Annotated in this window: 18 protein-coding genes; 7 read left to right on the forward strand and 11 right to left on the reverse strand. The window is 69.5% G+C overall.

Features of this window, described 5'->3' with window-relative positions:
* Positions 1–1506 (forward strand): cobyric acid synthase, encoded by a 1506-nt coding sequence (locus tag Ssi02_RS09005; RefSeq protein ID WP_204023381.1) that lies wholly within the window; start codon positions 1–3, stop codon positions 1504–1506.
* Here Ssi02_RS09005 and Ssi02_RS09010 read toward each other — a convergent pair.
* Positions 1503–2018 carry an ArsR/SmtB family transcription factor gene (locus Ssi02_RS09010; RefSeq protein WP_204023384.1) on the reverse strand — a complete coding sequence of 172 codons (516 nt, stop codon included), beginning with the start codon at positions 2016–2018 and terminating at the stop codon, positions 1503–1505. The genes Ssi02_RS09005 and Ssi02_RS09010 overlap by 4 nt on opposite strands.
* Before the next feature lie 334 nt (positions 2019–2352).
* On the opposite strand from Ssi02_RS09010, the gene Ssi02_RS09015 reads away from it, so the two are divergent.
* Complete coding sequence (locus tag Ssi02_RS09015; RefSeq protein WP_204023386.1) at positions 2353–2808, forward strand: hypothetical protein; 456 nt, start codon at positions 2353–2355, stop codon at positions 2806–2808.
* Between the two features lie 95 nt (positions 2809–2903).
* Here Ssi02_RS09015 and Ssi02_RS09020 read toward each other — a convergent pair whose 3' ends face one another.
* From Ssi02_RS09020 to Ssi02_RS09060, 9 genes are all read right to left on the reverse strand, one after another.
* Positions 2904–6443, reverse strand: coding sequence for an ATP-binding protein (locus tag Ssi02_RS09020; protein ID WP_239128732.1), 3540 nt, complete (start codon positions 6441–6443; stop codon positions 2904–2906).
* Positions 6440–7231 carry a hypothetical protein gene (locus tag Ssi02_RS09025; protein ID WP_204023389.1) on the reverse strand — a complete coding sequence of 264 codons (792 nt, stop codon included), beginning with the start codon at positions 7229–7231 and terminating at the stop codon, positions 6440–6442. The genes Ssi02_RS09020 and Ssi02_RS09025 overlap by 4 nt, the downstream gene beginning before the upstream one ends.
* Before the next feature lie 382 nt (positions 7232–7613).
* Complete coding sequence (locus Ssi02_RS09030) at positions 7614–8690, reverse strand: serine hydrolase (RefSeq protein ID WP_204023391.1); 1077 nt, start codon at positions 8688–8690, stop codon at positions 7614–7616.
* Between the two features lie 54 nt (positions 8691–8744).
* Entirely contained in the window at positions 8745–9518 is a 774-nt protein-coding gene (locus Ssi02_RS09035) for an SDR family oxidoreductase (RefSeq protein ID WP_204023393.1), read from the reverse strand.
* Between the two features lie 22 nt (positions 9519–9540).
* On the reverse strand, positions 9541–10506 hold the full coding sequence (locus tag Ssi02_RS09040) for a quinone oxidoreductase family protein (protein WP_204023395.1): 966 nt from the start codon (positions 10504–10506) through the stop codon (positions 9541–9543).
* A 120-nt stretch (positions 10507–10626) separates the two neighbouring features.
* Complete coding sequence (locus Ssi02_RS09045; protein ID WP_204023397.1) at positions 10627–12243, reverse strand: serine/threonine-protein kinase; 1617 nt, start codon at positions 12241–12243, stop codon at positions 10627–10629.
* 124 nt (positions 12244–12367) lie between these two features.
* Positions 12368–13111, reverse strand: a complete 744-nt coding sequence (locus Ssi02_RS09050; RefSeq protein ID WP_239128733.1) for an HAD family hydrolase — start codon at positions 13109–13111, stop codon at positions 12368–12370.
* A gap of 174 nt (positions 13112–13285) precedes the next feature.
* On the reverse strand, positions 13286–14758 hold the full coding sequence (locus tag Ssi02_RS09055; RefSeq protein WP_204023399.1) for a M48 family metallopeptidase: 1473 nt from the start codon (positions 14756–14758) through the stop codon (positions 13286–13288).
* Between the two features lie 107 nt (positions 14759–14865).
* Positions 14866–16221, reverse strand: a complete 1356-nt coding sequence (locus tag Ssi02_RS09060) for a serine hydrolase domain-containing protein (RefSeq protein ID WP_204023401.1) — start codon at positions 16219–16221, stop codon at positions 14866–14868.
* A gap of 219 nt (positions 16222–16440) precedes the next feature.
* On the opposite strand from Ssi02_RS09060, the gene Ssi02_RS09065 reads away from it, so the two are divergent.
* The 4 genes from Ssi02_RS09065 to Ssi02_RS09080 are packed head-to-tail and all read left to right on the forward strand — an operon-like array spanning position 16441 to position 22770.
* Positions 16441–16707, forward strand: a complete 267-nt coding sequence (locus Ssi02_RS09065) for a DUF6504 family protein (protein ID WP_204023404.1) — start codon at positions 16441–16443, stop codon at positions 16705–16707.
* Positions 16707–20222 carry a DNA polymerase III subunit alpha gene (locus Ssi02_RS09070; protein WP_204023406.1) on the forward strand — a complete coding sequence of 1172 codons (3516 nt, stop codon included), beginning with the start codon at positions 16707–16709 and terminating at the stop codon, positions 20220–20222. Before Ssi02_RS09065 ends, Ssi02_RS09070 begins: the two co-directional genes overlap by 1 nt.
* 9 nt (positions 20223–20231) lie before the next feature.
* Complete coding sequence (locus Ssi02_RS09075; protein WP_204023409.1) at positions 20232–21320, forward strand: hypothetical protein; 1089 nt, start codon at positions 20232–20234, stop codon at positions 21318–21320.
* Positions 21321–21327: 7 nt separating this feature from the next.
* Positions 21328–22770, forward strand: coding sequence for a glycosyltransferase family protein (locus tag Ssi02_RS09080; protein WP_204023411.1), 1443 nt, complete (start codon positions 21328–21330; stop codon positions 22768–22770).
* A gap of 71 nt (positions 22771–22841) precedes the next feature.
* Here Ssi02_RS09080 and Ssi02_RS09085 read toward each other — a convergent pair whose 3' ends face one another.
* On the reverse strand, positions 22842–23204 hold the full coding sequence (locus Ssi02_RS09085) for a hypothetical protein (protein ID WP_204023413.1): 363 nt from the start codon (positions 23202–23204) through the stop codon (positions 22842–22844).
* A 342-nt stretch (positions 23205–23546) separates the two neighbouring features.
* Between Ssi02_RS09085 and Ssi02_RS09090 the strand changes: the two genes are divergently transcribed.
* Complete coding sequence (locus Ssi02_RS09090; protein WP_204023415.1) at positions 23547–24671, forward strand: MraY family glycosyltransferase; 1125 nt, start codon at positions 23547–23549, stop codon at positions 24669–24671.
* Positions 24672–24674 lie beyond the last annotated feature (3 nt).

A 24674-nucleotide genomic window follows, 5' to 3' on the forward strand; every position in this document is an offset into this window, starting at 1 on the left:
ATGCTCAAGGGTGCGCTTCTGGTCGCGGGCACCACGTCCGACGCGGGCAAGAGTGTGGTGACGGCGGGCATATGCCGCTGGCTGGCCCGGCAGGGGGTGCGTGTCGCGCCGTACAAGGCGCAGAACATGTCGCTCAACTCCTATGTCACCGCCGACGGCGCGGAGATCGGCCGCGCCCAGGCGATGCAGGCCCGAGCCGCTTATGTCGAACCGTCCTCCGACATGAACCCGATCCTCCTCAAGCCCGGCAGCGACCGGCGCAGCCAGGTCGTCGTGCTCGGCAGGCCGCTGGCCGACGTCGACGCGATGGAATACTACGAGCTCAAGGATCGGCTGCGGGAGATCGCCCTAGAGTCGCTGACCCGGCTGCGCGGCGCCTATGACGTGGTCGTCTGCGAGGGCGCCGGCAGCCCCACCGAGATCAACCTGCGCAAGGGCGACATCGCCAACATGGGGCTGGCCCGCGCCGCCGACCTTCCGGTCCTCGTCGTGGGCGACATCGACCGGGGCGGTGTCTTCGCCGCGCTCCACGGCACCGTCGCCCTGCTTGAACCCGCCGACCAGGCGTTGATCAGCGGTTTCGTGATCAACAAGTTCCGCGGTGCGCTTGAGCTGCTCCAGCCCGGTCTCGACATGATCCGCGGCGCCACCGGCCGCGAGGTCTACGGCGTGCTTCCCTGGCTCGACGGCCTGTGGCTCGACGTCGAGGACTCACTCGCCCTCGACAACCGGCCCGCCTCCGCCGGGCTCATGCCGTATGGCAGGCAGACGTTGCGGGTCGCCGTCGTGCGGGTGCCACGGGTCTCCAACTTCACCGACCTCGACGCCCTGGCGAGCGAACCCGGCGTCGTGGTGCGTTTCATCACCTCGCCCGCCGAGCTCGACGACGCCGACCTGGTCGTCCTGCCGGGCTCCCGCGCGACCGTGTCCGACCTCGCGTGGCTCCGCCGTACCGGGCTCGCGGACGCGCTGCTCGCCCGGGCGGCGGCGAACCGGCCGATTCTCGGGATCTGCGGGGGATATCAGATGCTCTCGCGCAGCATCCACGACACCGTCGAATCACCCGACACGCCGGACCACGTCCCCGGCCTCGGCCTGCTCCCGGCCGATGTGGTGTTCAAGCCGGGCAAGACGCTGGGGCGTCCGGAGGGCAGCGCGTACGGTCACCCGGTGGCGGCCTATGAGATCAGGCACGGCGTCGTGACCGTGGAGGGGGAGGCCGAGCCGTTCCTCGACGGGTGCCGTGCCGGCGCCACCTGGGGCACCACCTGGCACGGCGCCTTGGAGAACAACGCGTTCCGCCGTGCCTTTCTCGCCGATGTGGCGGGGGTCGCCGGGCGGGACTTCGCTCCCGCCCCGGATGTCGACTTCGCCGCCGAGCGTGAACGCCGCCTCGACGCGCTGGGCGACCTCGTGGCCCGGCATATGGACACCGGGGCGCTGATGCGGCTCATCGAGAAGGGTGCTCCGCCCGACCTTCCGGTGCTTCCGCCCGCCGGGGTCTAACCCGCCTGTTCCGCTTCGACGGCCTCGATCAGCGCCGGGCCCGCGACGTCCACCGCCACCGCGGCGAGCGCGAGCACCGGCATGATTGCCTTGGGCTGTACGCGGTAGACCCCGCGCTCCGGCTGGTCGACGAATCCGGCGGCGGTCAGCGTTTTGAGATGGTGGTAGATCTGCCCTGGGGAAGAGAGTCCGAGTTCGTCCTGGAGTTCGGTGACCGGCAGCGGCCCCTTCAGCAGGATCCGGAGAATCTGGAAACGCGCCGGATGTCCTGCCGCCGCCAGCACCGCCGCGAGCGGCCCCGCAGGCACACTGAGCAGTGCGGAGGGGCTGCGGTACATCTGCCAGCTCCACTCATAACCCGCGATCTTTACTTCACCGCCATAACCCACCACGCCTGAATCGTCTGGCGCGGTGGGTTTCACGGCTTGGCCGCGCGCCGTGGCCTCAAGTGCCGCGACACGGGCTTCCAGCGCCTGCAGTTGTTCTTCCAGCGTGGGCAGGGCAGACCTCACTTCAGATCGCCGTGGACCCCGGGTGAGGCGGAGGGGTCCGCAGGCAAGCCAATCACGAACTGTTGGTGAGCTTAGCCGCACCTCGGGTAGGGATGCAGCGCACCGTCCGTGGTGGACCCTAACCGCAATTCTCCGAACATAACTACATCAACTCAAGAAATGGGATTTATGGGAGATGTCGGTATTCCTGTAGGTCGGCGCAACTGGTGGGAGAGTATGAGCCTCGCTATCATCGGCATAGGGGAGGACATGGTGAAGCCTGTGCACCGCGCCGATCATTCTCTAGCCGTTTTACTCAGTTTTTGATTTGTGGATATAGGCATTGTGAGGGCATATGAAATCAGTGGGGAAAGGGCCGGTCTCGCAGGCGGCGGTCGCGATCAAACTGCTGCTCGCCTTCACCGTCCTGCCCGGCTGCGGGTCCTCCGGGGCCAACACCTGGGACTGCGAGGCGCTGGAGCGGGAGATCTCCGTGCTTGAGAAGGCCGTGGTCCCGATAATGTCCCACCGGGTGCGCACAATTTCCACGACGAACGACTGCGATTCCGGTGGCGGGGCCTGGCTGACGATTGAGCTCACCTCGTCCCAGGCCGCGGGTGCGGTGCTCGCCGACTTCAGGACACTTTCCTGGGAGGAGGCGGCGGCCGAGGAGATGCGAGGCATGATGGCGGGCAACGGCAAAGGCGTGAAGAAAAAGATCGACGGACGTTATGTGGTGGTCGCCATAGGAAACGAGCGCACCGGGCTCACCACGTCGGGGCTCGTCTATTATCTCGACGAAAAACCCTGACCCCGGAATCATGTGTGTGACGCCGCCGCACGGACGACCTCTCCACACGTCCACCGGCGAGATTTGTCCCGGTGCGCCGAAACCCGATCGAGGCGCTAAAACGGGCGCCTCGCCCGGTCGAGCACCTCCTCGGCGGTGAGCGGGCTCGCCGGGTGATGGCTCAGACACATCGGCGACCGCATGTGGACGAACGGCGTGCCTTCCCCCGCCGCGTAGAAATGCCCAGTGGCCAGCCGGGAGATGTGGGGGATGTCACCGCCTTTGGCGGCTGCCATCTCACGGGCGGCGCCGATCTGCGCGGGGCTGTTGAGCAGGCCGAAGAACTGCGTGGAGGCGTTGCCGGGGATCTGATTGTGCAGGCCCTTCGGAGCCTGCGTCGCGAAAACCAGTCCCAGGCCGTATTTCCTGGCCTGGGAGGCGAGCACCAGCGTGCTCCGGGTGGAGGGCGTCATGGCCCCGGCCGGGGCGAAGGTCTGCGCCTCGTCCATCACGAACAGCCCGCCGAGGGGACGGTGGCCCGCCGGATGACGTTTGATCCAGGTGAATAACGCCATCTGCAACTGGTTGACGAAACTCTGCCGCTGCTCGTCGCTCGGTAGCCCGGCCAGGTTGATGACGGAGACCCGGGCCTTCTTGCCCGGCGAGGGGGTCAGCAGAAGCGCCGGGTCGACGGGGGCGCCGTCACCCCCGAAAAGCGGGTCGTTGACCATAGCGGCGGTCAGCGTCTGGGCGAGGTCGGCGGCGATGTTTCCGGCGTTGCCAAGCTCGCTCACGTCGTACGGCAGAGCCGAGAGAACGGCGATGAGCTCCTTGAGGCTGCTCTTGCCGCGTGTCCCGCAATAGCGGAGGGTTTCCCTGAGCACGGCCTGGGCGATTTCCGCTTTGGTGGTCCTGCCGTTGAGTTTGGCCCTCGGCGCGATGGAGGCGACGGCGACCTCCACGGCCTCGCTGAACTCGTCTATGTCGCCGGCGACACTCGCGAAGTCGGGCAGGGGCTGGAAACTGAGCGGCCGGCCGGTGGCGCGGCGGGGGGTCCAGACGACGACGTCGGTGCCCGCGAGGTAGCGCGCGGCTCGTGCCTCGTCGTCGGGGGACCAGCCGGTGGGTGGTTCCGGCCAGGGATCGCCGAGACGCGCCAGGTCGTTGTTGGGGTCGAGCACGATGGCGGAGACGCCGAGGAGGGCGCACTCCTCGATGAGGCGGCGGATCAGCACTGTCTTGCCCGACCCGGAGCCGGCGAAGATGGCGATGTGCCGGCGGAGGGCGGCGAGTTCGATGGTGACCGACGTGCCGCCGATGATGGTCCGGCCGATGGTGATGGAGGGGGCGGTCCGTCCGCCGGGCAGGGTGACGGTCCCCGGGCGGGGCCACGGCGGGTCGCCGGGCACCGCGACAGGCGTGTCGCGGTTGTGCGTGCCGCCGTCACGGTTGTGCGTGCCGCCTCCAGAGCCGTCGTTCCCGCCTGAGGGGGACGGTGTGTCGGTGGGCGCTGTGTCGGCAGGACAGGTGTCTTCAGCGGGTGTGTCGGCGGGGTCGCAGAGCAGGCCGGGCACGATGCGGGCGTCTCGCAGTGCCTCCCTGAAGATCGTGATCTCGCTCGCGTGCCGCCGGGCGACGAGCCAGGCGGAAAGCTGCGGCGGGTTCTCCGCGAGGATGTCGCGGAGGGCCGCCAGCACCCTCACGTCGGATTCGCCGAGGGGAAGCACCCGGCCGCCCGCGTGTTCGAAGGCGGTGAGCACCTCCTGGGTGCGCGGCCCCTTCGACCACGCCACGCTGCGCAGCAGGAAGAGGCGCCTTTTGGTGACGCCGGCGTTGAGGCCCGCCGCCACGGAGGCGGCGCGCAGCCGGTGAAGCGCGGCGTTGGCGCTTTCTGTGCCGATGGCGCGGAAGGCCCAATGGGCTTCGTCCTCGGTGGCCTCGTGCAGGCTTCGCCGCAGGCGCGCGTGGAGGGGCGGTTTGCTGCTCGGCGCGGGATCCTGACTGAAGACGTGGCCCGCCTCGCCCTGCTCCACGACCCACGCGGAGAGCCCCGCGGCGAGCAGCGAAGGCATGACGGTGTCCTCGGTGGCGGGGTTCAGCGCCGCGGTCACATCCGCCGTCTCACAGAGCTTCACGAACAGCGCGTCGAGGTGGGCGAAGTCGGAAATATCCGGATCGGTGACCTTTGGCGGGGCGGGATGTGCATCGGGAAGTGCCCGCCCGTCGCCGACCTCGCCCTGCGCCTTGGACGCCATGCCGTGCGCTTCGGACGCTGTGCCGTTTTCGGATGCTTTGCCGTGAAGAGCTGTGCCGTTTTCGGGCCTTGTGTCCTGTGCTGGGGACGTTGTGCTCTGCGCCTCGGACACCGCGCGCTGCCGGTCGGACACCGGTGCTGGAACGGCTCCGGTCAGCCGTTCGAGCTCGGTGACCTCGCCCGCGGTCAAGCAGGCCTGGATGTGGCTGTCGATCTTGATGAGAAGCTGGCGGGGCGTGAAACCGGGAGCGTCCTCGAAGGCGGAGGGCTTCACCGGCCAGGTGGGATAGGGCGGCGTCACGCCGAGCTCCCTGAAGCGCACCGCGAACCGCTTCTCGATGAGCTTCCTGCCGCTCTCGGCGTCGGCGATGGTCATGAGCTGTGCCGCCTGACGGAACCGGTCGACGACGGTGTCGGTGGCGTGCCGCTCGATGAGGGTCCACGAGACCGGCAGGCAGGTGACGACCAGCAGCGTCCTGCGGGTGACCTCCCGCAGCGTCATCAGGCCGCCCGCGACCTGCTCGACGAGGAGGGCCTCCGCCGGGGGGACGGGGAGCGTCACGTCGGTGGAGATGGAGGACTGGGCGAGCAGCGTGTCGATCTGGTCGACCGCGACGACCGAGGGACCGGTCATCGCCAGGAGGCGGGAGACGTCCCGCACGATCTCCTGGGGGGACTTGTTCGCCGGCCTGATGCCCCAGCGGGCGCGCTCCTCCGGCTCCTCGTCGGGCGTGCAGGTGAGGAAGGCGTTCCCGATGTCGTAGAGGGAGATGTCGTCGGCCGCCAGCAGCACCAGCGATCGGGCGGTGTGCTGGATGTCGGGGCCCGTGCGCCGGTCGAAGCGGCGAAGGGCCTCGGCGAAGGTGTCGAGCGCCTCCCGGGTCAGGGCCGAGGCGCCGATGACGGCCCGCCGCACCATCCGCGGCACGCCGATGAGCGACGACAGGCGCTCAAGGAAGACCACGAGCTGGCTTTTGCCGTCCTCCCACTCGCGGGCCAGGCCGTCGAGCATCGCCACGGCGACGCTCTCCCAGAAGTGCCTGGCGTCGAGCAGCCCCACCAGGAAGAAGTAGCCGCCCGCCTCCTGGACCTCCTGGCGCGCCCAGCCGAGCAGGTGGGTCTTGCCGGTGCCGCGCTGGCCCTGCACCACGACGCCGATGGGATCGGCGTCGTGGCTGTCGCGCGCCTCCGCCACGCCGCTGCGGAGCAGGCGGCTCGTGTGCCGCTGGAGTTCCGCCACATGGAACGGCGAAGGCCGCCATACGTCGTCGGGAGCCTCGGCCCAGTTGAGCTGGAGGGATGCGAGCGTCTCCAGATCCGCCGGGGGCGCGCACTCCGGGGTTTCCTCACCGCCCGGCAGGCTCGGCGGAGGGACGCGGTGCGGGGGAGGGGGAAGGTTCACCGCGATCCGATCCACAGCAGATGTTTGTCCTGGTCGCCGATGTTCACCGCGGCCTCTCGGGCGAGCGGGGTGAGGGCCTTCTGGTTCGACTCGGGCACGAGGTTGACGTCGGGGGCACGTTCCATGCGGATGAGCACCTCGTCCACCTGGGCCCTGGCCACGTTTCCGAGCAGGGGGCGGAGTGCGCCGAGCCCCACCCATCGGCCGTGGCCGCCGGCCAGCTCCAGGTAGGCGCTGCGGATCGTCGCCTCGATATCCGGCTCCGCCGTTCGATCCGCGCCCTTCTCCGCACCGGCCGCGGCGGGAGAGGACGACGTGCCGGCGGGCGGTGGCTCAGCTGCGGCGGGAGTGGGGGACGCGCCGGTGACCGGCTGTTCGGTCGCGGCGGGGGCGGGCGATTCCAGACCGCCGGCGGCGGGCTCCGCCTCGGGGGCGGACGCGACCTGGAAGTACTCGGCGAGGGTGAGGTCGGCTCCGGTGAGATAGCGGCGCAGGCCGGTGAGCAACGCCCGCGTCATCGTGCCGCCCGAGCCGGTCGCCACCGGCAGGCTGCCGTCGCGGATCTCCCTGGCCATGCGGGCCCACCCCGCGTCGGAGAGGCTGTGGACGTAGGCGCGGCCCTCCTTGCGGCTGTCGACGAGCTTCATCGCGGCTAGCCGCTTGCGGCTCTCGCCGGTGAGCGTCAGCCCGTATTCCCGCTTGAGCTGGGGATTGGAGACCTCCCGACCCTCCACCATCAGTGCCACTAGAACCGCGGCCTCAGGGAGCCGCAGTGTGCTCTCGGGCATGCCCGTCCTTCCGATCGTCCAAGGCGGCGGTGCGGCCGGAGCCGCGAAGGATCGGCGAGGGGGAGGGGGCGGCGAGCAGTGGTTCCGCCGGGAATGCGAGAACGGTGTCACGGAGGCGCATGAAAGGGCCTCTCGGGAGTTCCGTCAACGACTGTGCCACGCCGTACCCCAGTTATCGAGTCCTTCGCCGTAGCTGAGGTTATACGGGCGTGCGGGAAGAATGCAGGTGTTTTGCAGAAAGCCATGAGGTTTGTCCGGAGCTGAGTGCTCTCAGGGGTTGAGTGGGTGTTTCACCTGCGCTTTCGTGAATTGCCTAGCAAAAAAGCAAGGACTATTCAAGATGTGGCCGACCGTATGGAGAACGGCCGGCCACACCGATGAATCACTGGCCGAGAGTGGCCTTGACCTTGTCCCGATACGCGGGGTCCAGCGCAACGCGGATCATGAACGCCTGGTGGGCGTAGCTCGTGAGAGCCGACGCCCAGGTGGTCGGCGGCATGTTGTTCATGGCCAGCACCATGGTGCGCACATCGCCCTCAGGGGTGATGTAGTAGGCCGCCTCGGTCAGCACGCCGGCGAGCGCCCCGCCCTTGCCGCCATACACCTTGAGCTGCGGAGGCAGGGGAGCCTCCTGGCGCATCGGCCATTCCAGGTGCTTGCGGGCGAGCTCGGACGCCTTCTCCGACACGTACTTCTTCTTGGCGATGGCGTTGATCAGCTTGTTCAGCGTCTCCGGAGTGGTGCGGGTGAGCTTGTGGAACAGCGCGGCCTGCTCCTCCCAGCGGGCAAGCGTCGGCGTCGTGCTGCTGCCGCCCTTGGCCACATAGCGCTTGAGGCACACGTCGGGGCTCTGCTTGCATCCGGCGAGGCGCAGGACGTTGCCGTTGACGCTGTCGACACGCCTCGGAGCCGGGCCGCCGGCGGCCTTCGCCGCGGCGATCAGGGCGCGTTCACCGAGGCGGGCCCGCAGGTAGTCGGCGGCGGCATTGTCGCTCTCGGTGATCATCGCGGACACCATCTCGTCGATGGTCACCGTCGTGCCGGCCTTGAGGCGCTTGAGGGCGGCCTCGTGGGCTCCGCCGTCCGTGCCGGGGATGTGATAGGCGTTCCAGGTTTTGACGGGCACCTTCTCATTCGGGTTGATCTTGCCCTTGTCGACCGCCGTCACGTAGGCCGCCAGGTGGAAGATCTTGAAGGTGGACGCGAAGGAGAACCACCGGTCCTCGTTGTGGTCGAGGTGGGGCAGGTGCAGCAGGGCCGTGTCGTCCTTGTTGGCGGCGAGGTAGGCGAGCACGTCGTCGGGCGTCTTAAGCTCCGGGGCCGCCGTGCCGGTGGGAGCCGGCGTGGGGGCGGCGGTCGCCCTGGCTTGCTGTCCGCGCTGGATGAAGACCAGGAACGCGGTGGCGAGCAGGGCGAACGCCGCGATGGTGGAGAGAGTCATGGCAACAGATCGCGACATGCCATGACTCTACTCACTATTCCGGAATTCCGGAAAATTTAACTAGGATTGGGGTCACAGCTTTCCGTGCCGGAACCCCCCATCGGAGTTGATCACCTGGCCGGTGATCCATCTCGCCTCGTCCGACACCAGCCACAGCACGAGCCGGGCCACGTCGTCCGGCTGTCCCCAGCGCTTGAGCGGGAAGGCGTCCGCCACCGCCCGGTGGAACTCGCCCTCGGCGTATCCGGTGTCGACCGGTCCGGGATTGATGGTGTTGACGGTGATGCCCCGGTCCATCAGGGTGGCGGAAAGGCTGAGGGTCATCTGGTGGATCGCGCCTTTGCTGATGGCATAGGGCAATTCACCGCTCATCGGGCTCAGATGCTGACCTGAGGTGAACAAGACCACACGCCCGCCCGGCCGCCCGTCGTGCTGCGCCGCGAACGCCTGCGTCAACAGCACACTCGCCCGCCCGTTCACCGCCCACGCGAGATCCAGGTCGGCGGCGGTCACCTCGTCGAGCGTGCCCAGCGCACTGCGCGCGTGATTCACCACCAGCGCATCGACATGCCCGAAACGTTCCACGGCCTGTTTGACCACCTGTGCCGGGGCCTCGGGGTCGGCGAAATCCGCCTCCACGTGGGCGAGCCTGTCACTTTCCCCGCCGAGCTCCCCGATCGCCCCCGCGGCGCCGTCGGGATCGGCGCCCCACGGGTGCTCGTCGTCGTGCGGGGCCCACGACTGGGCGAACACCTTCGCTCCGGCATCCAGCAGCGTGCGCGCCAGGGTGAACCCGATGCCGATACGCCTGCTGACCCCCGTCACCAGAACAACGCGATCATTCAACGACTTTTCCATAGAAACAGTCTTATCCAGGAATCAGAAGGAGCTTGCCGGTCGTACGCCGCGCCTCCAGGTCCTCGTGCGCCCGCCCGGCATCGGCGAGGGGATAACGGTGGGAGATGTTGATATGCAGCCGGCCCGAGGCGATCCAGCCGAAGACGTCCGACGCGCGCCAGAGCAGCTCCTCGCGGGTGGCGATGTAGTTCGCGAGCGTCGGGCGGGTGAGGAACAACGAGCCGCGGGAGGTGAGCACCATCGGGTCGACCGGGGGCACGGCTCCGCTGGCCGCGCCGTACAACGCCAGCAGGCCCCTCGGGCGCAGCGACGCGAGACTGCCCTCGAAGGTCGCCGCCCCCACGCCGTCGTAGACCACCTGCACCCCGTCGCCGCCGGTCGACTCGCGCACGGCCTCCGCGAACCCGTCGTAGCGGAGCACCTCGTCGGCGCCCGCCGCCCTGGCGAGTCGCTCCTTCTCCTCCGTCGAGACGGTGCCGATGACCCGCGCCCCGCGGAGCTTGGCGATCTGCGTCAGCAGCAGGCCCATCCCGCCGGCCGCCGCGTGGATCAGCACGTCGTCGCCGGCTTCCACCTTGTAGGTCGAATGGGTGAGATAGTGCGCGGTCATGCCCTGGAGCGTGGCCGCCGCGGCGATGTCGAGCTCAACCCCGTCGGGTACGGCGAGAGCCTGCACGGCCGGGACCACAGCCAGCTCGGCGTAACCGCCCATCGGGCCGGCCCAGGCGACGCGGTCACCGGCGGAGAAGTCCTCCACCCCCTCACCTACCGCTACGACTATGCCCGCTCCCTCGGAACCCGGGGTGAAAGGCCGGGAGAGTGGATATCTGCCCTCTCGGTGGTAGATGTCGAGGAAGTTCACCCCGGCCGCGGCGATCTTGACGAGCAACGTGCCCGGGCCGGGGACCGGATCGGGAATCTCACGTATTTCCAGGGCCTTGGGACCACCTGGCGTGGAGACGACGATGGCACGCATGTTGGACGAGCTCCTTCCAACGGGGACGTGGCAGCGAGCGTAGTCGCCAGTTGGTGATCTTCCCGCGAGCGCCCTGCGGGGGCGGCCGCGTTTCGTTCCGGGCCTAGACATCAGGGCCGGTCAGGAGGCTGCCTTGGGGCCGTGCATGGTGAAGTTGTCGAAGGACGCCTTCATCGCGGACGTGGTTTGCTCCCCTACCCGGGCAAGGATGCCCACTTCGCCGGCGGCCAGGGGACTGTCGTCGGTGACCTGTTGGGCGAGGGTGCCGTTCACCCACAGGGACAGGCGCAGAGCGCCGTCCACCTCGGCGCATTCGGCCTGGAGGCGTGTCCGGCCGTCGCTCGTCATCGAGACGGGCACCGCGGAGGTCAGGTCGACGCCGCGGTCCTCCACGACGCGGCGTATTCGTGCGTGGCCCCCCGTGTCCAGGAGGAACTCGTATCGTGTGGCCTTGTAACCCTCGGCGGCCCGGCAGAACAGGCCGTATTCGCCCTTGCCCGAGGGGGCTCCGCGCAACGAGGTGTCGATGCTGAGGAGCAGATCTGTGGGAAGTGTGGGGAGAGGCTTGTCATAGGGCTTGGGAGTGGCCGGCTGTTTGGGCAGGAAGGCGATGGGGGCGCTTTCCGAACGTGAAGGACTCTCGCCGTTGACGTCGATGGCGTAGAAACCCTCCGGCGCATAGCCGTATGTCAAGCCGTCCGTAGCGTTGTATCTGGTTCCACCCCACCCGGTGCCGGTCTGGGTGAAGTCATCGTGAAACAGAAGCTGGAGGTTCTCCGGTGGCCCATCGGAGGCCAGGACGGTGTAGGTGGTCGCCGCGATCGCGAGGACGGCCGCGACACCGGCGGCCGCCAGGACCGGCCGCCGCACCCGCCGCCTCGCCCTCGCCGGCGGCGTGAGGGTCGGCGCGGGCTCCGGCGGAGCGGGCATGCCGAGAGTCTGCGGTCCGTGCGGGGCGGTGGGGGCCCAGGTCGGGTGGGAGGCGTGGGTCAGGCTCTCGGCGGGGGAGGTGCGGCCCACCAGGTGGTCGAGGAGCTGCTGCGCGGTGGGGCGCCGCGCGGGGTCCTTGGACAGTGCCCGCCGCACGGCGTCGAGCAGGGCGGGTTCCATGCCCTCCAGCGCGGGTTCGGCGTTGAGCACCTGGTAGACGATGGCCGGCATGCCCTCGCCGTTGAACACGTGCCGGCCGGAGGAGGCGTAGGCCACCAGGCAGCCCCAGGAGAACACGTCACAGGCCGGGGAGGTCGGCTCGCCCCGCAACACCTCGGGCGCCATGTAACGGGGAGTGCCGAGGATCTCGCCGGTGGTGGTGACGCCGCCGAGGGTGTCGAGCGCGCGGGCGATGCCGAAGTCGATCACCCGGGGGCCGATCGGCGACAGGAGCACGTTGGACGGCTTCAGATCGCGGTGGACGACGCCCGCGCCGTGGATGGCGGTCAGAGCCGTCGCCACGCCGACCGCGAGAGCCGACAGGTTGGAGCCGTGGAGCGGGCCGAACTGCTTGATGGACTCTTCGAGGTTCAGCCCCGGCACATATTCGGTCACGACGTACAACTGGTCGCCGTCGAGCGCCGCCTCCAGCACGGCGGCCGTGCAGAAGGGCCGCACGCGGCGCGCGGCGTCGGCCTCGCGCCGGAAACGGCTGCGGAATCGCTCATTCTGGCTGTAGCCAGGATTGATCACTTTGACGGCGACCCGCTGCCCCGAGTTGTCTTCGCCCAGATAGACCGTCCCCATGCCGCCTCGGCCGAGACGGCCGAGCAACCGGTAATGTCCAATAGCGGATGGATCACCGGGCCCGAGGTTATGCACCAGTTTCGCCTTTACGCCTCGCCTTTACCTGTACTTCGAAGGCATTAGCCTACCCAGGTCCCTCTGCGGCGAGTCGACGCAGTCTGAGTGGGCTCAGGTCCTCCAGGCTGTGGGTGACCGACACGGCTTCCATCTCGGGAGGCCGGAACCCGTGCCGCGCGACCATCACGACCCTGCACCCCGCGGCCACCGCCGCCGCCACCCCCGTCGGGCTGTCCTCGACCACCACACACCGCCGGGGATCGACTCCGAGCCGGGAGGCGGCCAGAAGGTAGGGATCCGGGTCGGGTTTGTTGCGCGGGCTGTCCTCGGCCGCAACCACCGGGCCGAACCTGTGCCGCCCGAGCGAGGGCATGACAAGGTCGACGATGCGCCGCGGCGACGCCGTGACCAGCGCCGTCGGCACCCGCGCCGCCAGGAGGGCGTCGAGCAGCGCAAGCGCCCCCGGCAGCACGCGCACCTCGCGGGCCACCCGGTCGGCGAAGTCGTCGAGGAGCATGTCCGACACCACGGCCGTGCCGTACGCCGTGGGCGTGCGGGCGTGTGCCAGCAGGTAGGCCGCGGTGTCCTCGATCGCGCGGCCCAGCACGTGGGGGTGGTCCGACGGCGCGAGCGCGCAGCCGAGGTCGCGGGCGGCGACGTGGACGACGGCCTCCCACCAGAGGCCCTCGGTGTCGACGAGGGTGCCGTCCATGTCCAGCAGGACGGCCTGGAGGGAAAGCCCCGCGTTCCCTTCCTTATGGCCGTTCGGCCGGTCAAGCGCCTGCCTGGACGGGATCCGGCCTCGCCTCACAGGTCGCTCCGTAGGGTGGTGGGAAGGTGCAGCGGGGCTGAACGCAGGGTGATTTCCGCGGCGGCTGCCGCCCTTTGTGGCCACCGTAGTGGATGCCATCACCCCGAGCCAGACAGCGGGATTGCTCAGCAGAAGCGGGTCTTTTTCCCTTCCCATCCGCTGGATATTCCGCGATCAGGACGGTACATAATCCGGCGGCACGCCCATCCACCTCAACCACTCCCGCATTCCCGGCACACCCGACGGGTCGTCGACGATTTGCGCGGCGAATTCCACGACCGCAACCTCCTCGCCGGTGTCGAACAGCAGCCTGGCCGGCCCCGACCACGACAACGTCCATTTGGCCTGCCCGTGCCGGATCAGCACCGCCTCCAGCGCCTGCGCCAGCACCCCGGTCAGCAGGGTGTCCGACTCGTGCCAGCCGAGCTCCAGCAACTGCTCCTCCAGCGCCGCCCGCTGACCGTCGGCCAGCGCCTGGAAGGCCGTGTCGAGGTACGGCAGTGCCGTACCCCTGACCCGCTGACCGGCCACGGCGAGGTCGTGCAGCGCCTCGGCGTTGCGCACGGCGTACATGCCGGAGGCGACGAGCTCCTCCCACGACACGGCCTTGAGCTCGGTCAGCGCCTGCGGGGACCACATGTGGTCCTCGACGGCGCGGATCGCCCGCCCGGGGTCCCTCAGCAGGCTGAGCGCCGGCCTCGGGTCGGGCCTGAGCCCCGGGTCGGGGAGATCGGCCAGCATCGCGAGCCGGTCGTGGAGCGCCGGGTGGGAGTCGTAGCGGGAGGTCTTCTCCGGCACCCGGGCCGCCTCGACAAGCCGGCTTCGCCGTTCGGGATCGTGGAGAAGCGCCTGAAAACCAGCCATGACGTCGCGGGGCCTGCGGCCTCCGGCGCCTGCCATGCTCAGATACCTGTCGGTGAAGACCTCCCAGGCCAGCGCGGTCACGTGGATCGTGCGCAGGGCCCCGGCCATCGCCTCCCGGCCGGCGATGGCGACCGCGAAGCGGTCGGCCTCCAGCTCCTGGCGGCGGGAGACCGCCTGGGACACGAGCAGATAGAGGCGGGCGTAACCCGAGAAGACCATCCGCACGATGGCGAAATCGGAAAGACCGCGCACCGCCGCGATCAGGGCCACCCGGCCCCGGTAGATCGGCGCGCCGAGACGGGTGTGGGCCCCGCTGTAATGCCCGAGTTCGTGCCCTAGCACGGCCCGCATCTGGTCGCGGGTGAGCGCGAGCATCAGCGGCACGCCGATGTACATACGGCGCCGCACGGCGCGCAGGCCGAGGAGGCGGGTGTCCTCGGCCACGGCCGCGTTGACCTCGGCGACCAGGCGGATCTCGTCCGGGGGCGCCGTTTGCACCTGCCGGGCGAGATCCTCCACCGTGTGCCACAGCTCGGGCTCCTGCTCCCGGGACACCTCGATGCCGGGCTCTTCTGCCTGCTTTCTCCGGCTGACCACCCAGAGCGCGTGGATGAGCGCGCCCGCCGCCAGGGTGTAGCCCACGGCGCCCTGCAGGCTGCGCAGGCCGAATCCGAAGATCAGGCTGAGGTCGAAGAAGAGCGCGGCCCCCACCAGAGTTGCGACCAGCAGGTAGAAACCGCTGAGCAGGGTGATGGCGAGCACGGCCCGTAGCGCGACGGTCATGGGAATCGGCTCCACGAGGGGGGATGTGGCCGCGCCCGACCTTAGTGGAGCCTCCGCGCCGTTCGTACTGATTTATGGATCTTTGAAGGACCGGTAGCGCTGAGTGTTCAGATCCGCCGGGCCGCCCTGCCTCCAAGGAGGAGAAGTTCCACGTCACCGCCCTCGCCGCGAAGGAAGCGGCCCACGGCCTTGCCCGGGTCCGCCGCCGGCGCCAGCGCGTCGGGCAGCGGCCCCGCCACGGGCGTCAGCACCGAGTCCGGCGGTGCCTGGAAGCCCTCGTCGAGCAGCGCCTGGCGGACGGCCCACGCGATCCGCAGCGCCGTGCCCTCGGCCGTGACCCTGAAGGTCCACAGTCCCGCGTCGTAGTCGCCCGCGTATTCCGCGAGCCGCTCGGCCCCCACCTCCGCCGGGGCGTACGGCGGAGCCTCGGGAACCACGCCCAGCAGGTTCCGGAGGCACCACTCGGTGACCTTCGCGCCGAGCGTCTTGCCCGGCATGGCGTTGGTGAGGGTGGTGACGGCGAAGCCGTGCCGGGGCGACAACACGAACGTCGAAAGCGCCATATTGCCGATATTGCCGCCGTGGGTGACGAGCCGTACGTCGCCGTGATCCTCAAGCAGCCACGGCATACCTACGGCGTTCCACGGCGTGGTGCCCTCGACTTGCGCCTTCTGCATGAGCGCACGGGTCTCCGCGCCGATCGGGGCCTGCCCCGGACTCTCCCCGGACAGATGGAAACGCGCGTATTTAAGCTGGTCGACGGCCGACGACAACAACCCGCCCTCCGGCAGGGAGCCGCCCGACAACCCCCAGACGCGGCCGGGTGCGGGCCGCCCGTCCTCAAGGGTGATGTGGCCGACGGCGTGCGGGCGAAGCGCCGCCTCCCACGGGTGGAAGAAGCTCGACTCCATGCCGAGCGGGCCGAGCACGATCCGCGTGATCGCGGCGGCGTAGGGCTCGCCCGTCACCACCTCGACCAGCCTGCCCAGGATCCTCATGCCGGCGTTGCTGTACGACGACGTCGTCCCCGGAGCGAAGAGCTGCGGCAGGTCGTGGAAGGTCGCGACGGCCCGGGCGAGCGCGTCCTCGCCCCACGACCCGCTGTCGTCCACGTCGCCGCGGAAACCACCGGTGTGCGTGAGCAGATGGCGTACAGTGACCACCCGCGCCGCCGCCTCGTCCGCCAGGCGCAGATCCGGCAGATAATCGCGGACCGGGCGGTCGAGCACCACCAGCCCGCGCTCCACCAGATGCATGACGGCGGTCGCGGTCACCGTCTTGGTGGTGGACCCGATCTGGAAAAGGGTGTCCTCGGTCACGGGGGCGGGTGACGCCACATTCGTGACTCCGGTGGTCAGCACGTGCTCCTCGCCGTCGGCGATCACACCGACGGCGGCGCCGGGGATGCCCAGGCTCTTCGCCTCGTCCTCGATGAGATTGCGGAGATCATCCAAGTCAGCCATATGCCTCATCGTCGTCGCCGGCCCGCAATATCGGATGGGCGGATCGGCCAACACATCGGCGGCGGGTTGTCCGGCGGCACAAGGCCTCCGCGGAAGTGATCACTGAGGCCGGAGTGGCTGACTTGCGTTCATGAGGGCTAAGAACATATGTTCGAGATATCGCCCGAACTTCCCCCGGGTGGCCCATGAAGCACCACGCCACAAGGGGGAGCGCAAGCCTTGAGCAGACTTTACGGTGACCCGATCGAGGTCTGGACCAGAGATGGGGAGCCCGCCCAGTTCGTCTGGCGCGACCGGCTCTACTCGGTCCGTGCTGTCGTCGATCACTGGGTCGTCGCCCGGGAGTGGTGGAAGACCACCGAGACCGACCCCGGCGAGCGCAGGTTCTGGCGGGTCCAGGCCAGCCCCCATCGCCAGGTCGGCACTTATGAGTTGAGGTTCGACACCGCGAGTGCGGGGTGGCTCCTCCTGCGGGCGTGGGACTGATGGCTCCGCCGTTCTCTCACCTGCACGTGAGCTCGGCCTTCTCCCTGCGCTACGGCACGGCTTTCCCCGCGGCGCTGGTGGAGCGGGCCGTCGAGCACGACATGGACATCCTCGCCCTGACCGACCGCGACGGCCTCTACGGCGCGATCAAGCACGCCAAGGCGTGCCTCGCCGCCGGGGTGCGCCCGGTGCTCGGTGTGGACCTCGCCCTTGAGCCCGCCCTCGTGGCGGGCCCGGGGCGGGGCCGCCGCCGCGCGCCCGACAACGAGACGTGCGACCGGATCGTGGTGCTCGCCCGGGGCGCGGCGGGATGGCCGGCGTTGAGCCGCCTGGTCACCGCCGCCCACTACGCGGGGGATCGGGGTGTGCCGAGGGTGACGCCCGAGCTTGTCGCGTCGTTCGGCGGGGGCGGCGGCCTCGCCGTGCTTCTCGGCCCCCGCTCCGACGTCGGCCGCGCGGTGGCCGAGCGCCGCGACGGTCTCGCCGTGTCGCTGCTGGCCGCCTGGCGGGCGCTGCTGCCGGGCGTCGTGATCGAGGTGGTCGACCGCCAAGGCTACCGCGAGACGGCGGACGCCGCCCGCATGCTGGCCCTGGCCGACTCCGCCGGGGTGCCCGCCGTGCTGACCAACGCGGTGCGCCACCTCGACCCGTCGGATTACCAGGTCGGCGACGTGCTGGACGCCGCCCGGCGGCTCGTCCCGCTGCACCCGCGCCACCTGGAGCGCTCCGCCTCCCACGCCTACTTCAAGAGCCCGAAGGAGATGCTGCCGATCGCCGAGGGGGTGTGCGGGGGCGACCAGGGGCGCACGGTGCGGCTGCTCACCACGACCCGGCGGCTCGCGGAGGAGTGCGCCATGGATCCCCGCACGCTGCTCGCGCTGGAGAACGACCCGCCGCGGCTGCATCTGCCCGAGATCGACGGGGAGCCGGTGGGGATGCTCCGGCGGCGCTGCGCCGACGGGCTGCTCAAGCATGGTTTGGAGCGTTCCAGAGAGGCATGTGAACGGCTGGACATGGAGCTGGCGATCATCGAGCGCAAGCAACTGTCCGGATATTTCATTGCCGTCTCCGACATCACCCGTCTGATCCGGCAGATGGGTGTGCGCTGCTCGATCCGCGGCTCCGGCGCGGGCAGCCTCGTCAACCACATCATCGGCATCAGCGCCGTCAACCCCCTCGAACACGGCCTGCTGATGGAACGTTTCCTGTCCGAAGGCCGCATCGGCCTCCCCGACATCGACGTGGACGTTGAGTCCGCGCGCCGCCTCGACTGCTACCGCGCCATCTACGAGCGATACGGTGAAGCCCGCGTGGCCTGCGTCTCGATGATGGAGACCTACCGCGCCCGCAGCGCCATCCGCGACGTCGGCGCCGCCATGGGCCTGCCGCCCCACGAGATCGACGCCATCGCCAAGGCGTTCCCCCACATCCGCGCCAGGCAGATCCGGGCCGCCCTGAGCGACCTGCCCGAACTCGCCGGCAGCGGCCTCGGCGACGGCACCCTGGAACGTGTCTTCCTCCTCGCGGAACGCCTCGACGGGCTGCCCCGGCACATCGCCCTGCACCCGTGCGGCGTGCTGATCGGCAACTCCACCCTGCGCGACCGCACCCCGGTCGAACGCAGCATGCTGGAGTTCCCGATGTCGCAGTTCGACAAGGACGACGTCGAGGAGGCCGGGCTGCTCAAGCTCGACGTGCTCGGCGTGCGCATGCAGTCGGCCATCGCCTACGCCCTGGCCGAGGTGGAACGGGTCGACGGGGAGAAGATCGACCTCGACGAGGTGCCGCACGACGACCAGACGACCTACGACATGATCTGCGCCAGCCGTACTCTCGGGTGCTTTCAGATCGAATCCCCCGGGCAGCGCGAACTCATCGCCAAACTCGAACCCCGCACCATCCACGACCTGATCGTGGACATCTCCCTGTTCCGCCCTGGACCGGTGAACTCCGACATGGTCACCCCTTATCTGGAGGCCCGCCACGGATGGCGTGAGCCGCACTACCCCTCACCGAAGCTGCGGGGAGCACTCCTGGAGACCCACGGCGTGGTCGTCTTCCACGAGCAGGTGCTCAAAGTGGTCGACGTCATGACCGAATGCGGCCTGTCAGAGGCGGAGAAGATCCGCCGCACGCTCAGCACGCCGCAGGGGCGCGAGGTGGTGCGGACCTGGTGGGAGGCGAAGGTGCTGCCGGAGTTCGACCGGAAGACGGCGCAGAAGGCGTGGCAGGTGCTGGACGCCTTCGGCGCGTTCGGCTTCTGCAAGGCCCACGCCGCAGCCTTCGCCATGCCGACCTATCAGTCGGCCTGGCTCAAACGCCACCACACCGCTGCCTTCTTCGCCGGAGTGCTCACCCACGAACCCGGCATGTATCCCCAGCGGGTCATCGTCGACGAGGCCCGGCAGTGCGGCGTCACCATCCTGCCCCTGGACATCAACCACTCGGGCACCAACTGGCAGGTCGAACGGCTCGGCCCGCGCGGCGACCCCGTCACCGGCGCCGGCCTCGACGTCGGGGAGATCGGCCGCGGCTACGGCTTGCGCGTGCCGTTCTCCGCCGTCAAAGGCATCAGCGAGGCCGAGGTGGAACGCGCCGTCGCGGGCCGGCCGTATTCCTCCCTCGCCGACTTCTGGGACCGGGCCCGCCCCTCCCGCCCGATCGTCGAGCGCATTGTGCAGACCGGCGGCCTCGACGCGGTATACGGCTTGCGCCCCGGCACCGGCTCCCGCTGGCGCCCCGGCCACCTCACCCGGCGCGACCTCATCGCCCAGGTCGGCGCGCTCGAACGCGGCTCCACCACCGGCACGATCGTGATGGGCGCCGCCAAGACGGCTGATGCCGTACAACTCCCTCTGGGCTTTGTCGAACACATCACACCCGGCGAGCTCCCCGAAATGACGGAAAGCGAGATGGTCGAGGCCGAGCTTGACATCCTCGGCATCGACATCAGCCACCACATCATGGACTTCCACCACGACCTGCTCGACGCCATCGGCGTCGTGCGCTCCACCGATCTGCTCGCCCAGCGCAACGGCGCCGAGATCCTCGTCGCCGGGGTCAAGGTCGCCACCCAGACCCCCGCCGTGCGGTCCGGCCAGCGTGTCATCTTCACCACACTCGACGACTCCACCGGGCCGGTCGACCTCACCTTCTTCGAGTCCGTGCAACCCTGGTGCGCCGCCACCGTCTTCGGGTCATGGCTTCTCGTCGCCCGGGGCGCCGTCCGCCGCACCGGCGCCCGCGCCGTCACCCTGCGCGCCCTCGACTGCTGGAACCTCCTCGACCTCGACGCCACCTGGCGCACCGGCGGCCTTCCCGCCGTCCGCGCCCTGCTCAACGCCTCCCACGACCGCGGTGCCGGCCGCGGCGTCGGCGGAAAGCCGATCGAATACGCCAACGGCTACACCCTGTCGCCTTACGCCGACATCGGCCCCACACCTGGCACCACCACCCCGCCGCGTCGCCTCTGGCACGCCAGCCCCGGCAGCTCCGGACCCACCAGAGCCGCTTAGAGTTGCCCAATGGGTGCACAGTTGTATGGCTCCCGCCTGAGATGGCGAGAAATACGCCGCTACCTGAATCGACACCGCCACGAACTCGTCCGCTCGGCGGCCGGGCTGTATCCGGACGTGCCGAAAGTCGGCGCGACCCACCTGCTCACGCGCCCCGAATGGTTGCCCGACCGGCCCCTTCCCCTTCTCGACACCGCCCTCGTCTGGACCGACCCCTGCCCCGCACCCTCGGCGACCGGCGGGGAGCCCGAGGCCAGAGGAGGGTTGCCGGAGGACATCCCCACCTACTCCCAGGCGATGGAGGCACTGGACCGGCCGCTCCTGTTCGAGAACAGGAGCTGCTACAGGCTGCTCGAAGTCGACCTGCCCCGGCTGACCTTCGGCCGGGGCACCTACTTCGACGGCCTGAACGTCACCGAGACCGTCGCCCACGAATACACCGCCGCCCACCTGCTCGGGGAGAACTCCCTGGAGTTCCGCGGCCTCATCGGCGACCCCACCGACCTGAGCCGCCGCTCCACCACCATCGGGCTGTGCATGCTCACCTTGCGGCGGGACCGGCGCACCGGCGACCTCACCTTCGTCCTGCACTTCCGGGACGCCGCCCGCGTCGCCCAGAACGGCGGGATGTTCCAGGTCATCCCCGTCGGGGTCTTCCAGCCGTCGGAGGAGACGCCGCGCGCCGAGGCCGCCGACTTCGACCTGTGGAAATGCGCGATACGCGAGTATTCCGAGGAGTTCCTCGGCGGCTCAGAACACTACGGGGACGGCTTCGCCTACGACGACTGGCCGTTCTACCGGCGCATGGAGGACGCCCGCGCCGCCGGGCAGGTGCACTCCCACATCCTCGGCGTCGGCGTGGACCCGCTCAGCTTCTCCACCGACGTTCTCGCCGTGACCGTCTTCGACTCGGAGATCTTCGACAAACTCTTCAGCGGCATGGCCGCCACCAATGCCGAAGGGACCCTGATCGGCGCGGGCGGCATCCGCTTCGACGCCGGCCCGGTCGAGCGTTACATCCACCGGGAGCCCATGCAGGCGGCGGGCGCCGCCGCCCTCGACCTCGCGTGGAAACACCGCGATCTGCTGACCTCTTGACCCGATGGTGAGGCTCTCCCGGTCCCCGGCCGCCCTCGAACCGGCTCCCGACACCCGCCGCCGGTCGTGGCCGTCCACCGTCATCCCCGCTGTGCTCGCCGCCGTCGCCGGGCTGATCGGCGTCACCGGGCCGTCCCTCTGGCGCGACGAATCCGTCAGCGCCATGGCGGCCCGCATGCCGCTGCCCGGCCTCTGGCGCCTGCTCGGCGAGATGGACGCCGTCCACGGCCTCTACTACCTGCTTCTCCGGCCCTTCGCCCACTTTGAGCCGGTCGAGCTGTGGCTCCGGCTCCTCTCGGTGCTCGCCACAGCGGCGGCGGCCTGCGGCGTAGCCGCCCTGGCCCGGCGCCTCGCGGGCGCCGCGGCCGGACTGTCCGCGGGCACGATCTACGCGCTGCTGCCGATGGTCTCGCGCTACGCGCAGGAGGCCAGGGGTTACGCGCTCGTGTCGGCCGTCGCCGTGCTCGCCACCTGGCTGCTCGTCGAGTATGCCGAGCGCGGCGGTCGCCGCTGGGTGGGCTATGCGGCGAGTGTGGCGCTGCTCGGGTGGCTGCACTTGTACGCCCTTCTCCTGCTTCCCGCCCACGCGGTCGCGGCGAGATGGCGGGTGCTGCTCCCGTGGGCGGTCGCAGGTGCCGCCCTCCTGCCGCTTGCCGCCGTGGCGGCGGGGCAACGTGGTGTCCAGGTGTTCTGGCTGAAGACACCCGGTGTGGCCGAGCTGGCCGGCTTCCCGGTCGAGGTGGCGGGCGGGGCCGGCGGCGCCGTACTCGTGTTCGGCCTCGCCGCGGTGGGGGCGTGGGCGGCCCGGCGCACCCCGCTTGTGGCGGCGTGGGCGTTCCTTCCTGTGGTGTTGTCGTTTGTGATCTCGCAGGTGCAGCCGGTGTACCACCCGAGGTACGTCATGTTCGTCGTGCCCGGCCTCGCCCTGGCGGCAGGCATCGGAGCGGCACACCTCGCGAGCCTGGTTGCCCGGCGCTTCGCCGTACACGCCGGGGTGAGTGCACGAGGGGGCCGCGGCCGGGCTGTGTCGGCCGGAGTGCTTGTGGGGCTGATGGCCCTCACCGCCGGACCGCACCTGGACCTTCGTCGGCCCGGGAGCCGGCCCGACGATCTCCGCTCCCTCACCGCCGCCCTCGCCGCGGACGTCCGTCCCGGCGACCGTGTGCTGTTCGTGCCGGAGCGCTATCGGCTCTTCACCGCCGTGTACGGCGGAGCCTTCGACACATTGGCCGACCTGACCCACGCCCCCGGGGCCGCCGCCCCGCGCACCGGTCCCGAACTCGGCGCCGCCCTCCGGGGTGTGGACCGTGTCTGGCTGGTCTCTCCCAGAATCGGCAAACGGTACGCCAAAGACGAACGCCTCCTCGTCCTCCGCGAGCTCTACCGCCCCGCCCCCACCCGCACATACGGCGACGTCCACCTCACCCTCTTCACGCCTGTGAAGCCGTAAAACACCGAAGGCGGCACCGTCGCGCACGGTGCCGCCTTCGCGGAATCACACCCCGATGTCCGATCCAGGGCCTAACGGCGCTTCACATCCGGACGACTCTTGCTGCCGACCGCGTCGAAGCGGAGCGACGAGCCCCCGGTCACCACGTTGGCCTCGTCGGAGCCGCCACCCTTGGCGATCACCCGCACGCTGACCGCGGTGCCGCGCCGCGGCTGGACGGTGAAGACCCGGCTCTTGCCGCGGTTCACGTCGCGGCAGGTGCCGCCGAGGATGTCGGTGACGCAGACGGTCGCGTTGTAGTTGCCCTTGACCGTGACCCGGACGTTCACGGTCTGCGCGGCGTCGGCGCTCGCCGCAGGAGCGATCCCTAGGCCAAGCGTTCCGGCCACACCGAGGATCGCGGTCGCACCGGCGATACGGGACTTGAGGGTCATGCTGCTCTCCTGTTTTCCGAGGTCGTGGTGACAACCGGGAGTACGGGAGGGTTTCTCGCGAAGGTTCACGTTCCGAATGTGCACAATTACCGATTAGCTGGCTGCGCGGTTTCGGGCTGCCCGCAATAGGATGTCCGATCGCTCGCCAGGCGGGCCGAGGTTGGCAGGCCGGGTCTGAAGAACCCCGTCCGGAATGCCACTGAATGCCTATACTTGGCCGGGTGGTGAGGGCGCGATCGGCGGTGAAGTGGTCACCTGTGGTTGATTCGCCGCGCAAAAGAGCGTGTGGCGGCATTCGTCGTCGTTGATGCCACACCCTTTGCTGATTGGTGAGGGACTAAGGTGCCCGAACACTTCCTGCTGGTTTTCGCCGCCGCGCTGAGCACTTATCTCCTCGTTCCACCGGTGCGCCGGCTCGCCTTGGGCATCGGCGCCACTCCCGAGGTGCGCGACCGCGACGTGCACACGACGCCCATTCCCCGGCTGGGCGGGCTCGCGATGTATGCGGGGTTGTTGTGCGGGCTCTATCTGGCCGTCTCCGTGCCGATGATCGAGGCGAAAATCGGCGCAGTGCCCTTGGTGACCGCCTTCGCGGTCGCCGGTGGGGTGATCGTCGTGGTGGGGTTCTTCGACGACCTGTGGGGCGTCGACGCGTTTCTCAAGCTCGGCGGGCAGGCGATGGGCGCCGGGATCCTGGTGCATTTTGATATCCGGCTGAAATGGATCCCATGGCTGGACGGCACCTCATACACGCTTGACACCACCCTGAGCGCGATCGTGACCGTCGGGCTTGTGGTCATCGTGATCAACGCGGTGAACTTCATCGACGGTCTCGACGGCCTGGCGGCGGGAGTCGTAGCGATCAGCGCGGCCTGCATTTGGCTGTATTCGATAATTTTGCAGCAGTCGCTGACCGGCAGAGGAATCGTCGTGGCCGCCGTCATCGCCGCCGCACTACTCGGCGTGTGCCTGGGATTTCTCCCGCACAATTTCCACCCGTCCCGGATATTCATGGGCGACACAGGCTCGATGCTGATCGGCTTGACGCTGGCGGCGGCGATGATCTCCGTGACCTCGGACATCCCCCCGGAGGCCATCAAGGAGATGAACCGGTTCCCCATCGTCCTGCCCGTTCTCCTCCCCATCGCGGTCATGGCCCTCCCCCTCCTCGACCTCCTGAGCGCCGTCATCCGCCGCACCTCCTACGGCCGCTCCCCCTTCGCCCCCGACCGCGCCCACCTGCACCACCGCCTCCTGGACATCGGCAACTCCCACCGCCGCACCGTCGTCATCATGTACGCCTGGACGGCCCTCCTCGGCATCTCCACCGTCACCCTGGCCGCCGGCGGCGTCCCCGTCGTGGTCTTCCCCATCACCGTGTTGATCGCCATCACCATCCTCGCCCTCATGGCCGCCCCCCGCTGGAACCGAACCGGCCGCCACGCCGCCCCCACCCGCCCCCGCTAACCA

It is taken from the genome of Sinosporangium siamense (genome assembly GCF_016863435.1).
In the GTDB taxonomy this organism is placed as follows: domain Bacteria; phylum Actinomycetota; class Actinomycetes; order Streptosporangiales; family Streptosporangiaceae; genus Sinosporangium; species Sinosporangium siamense.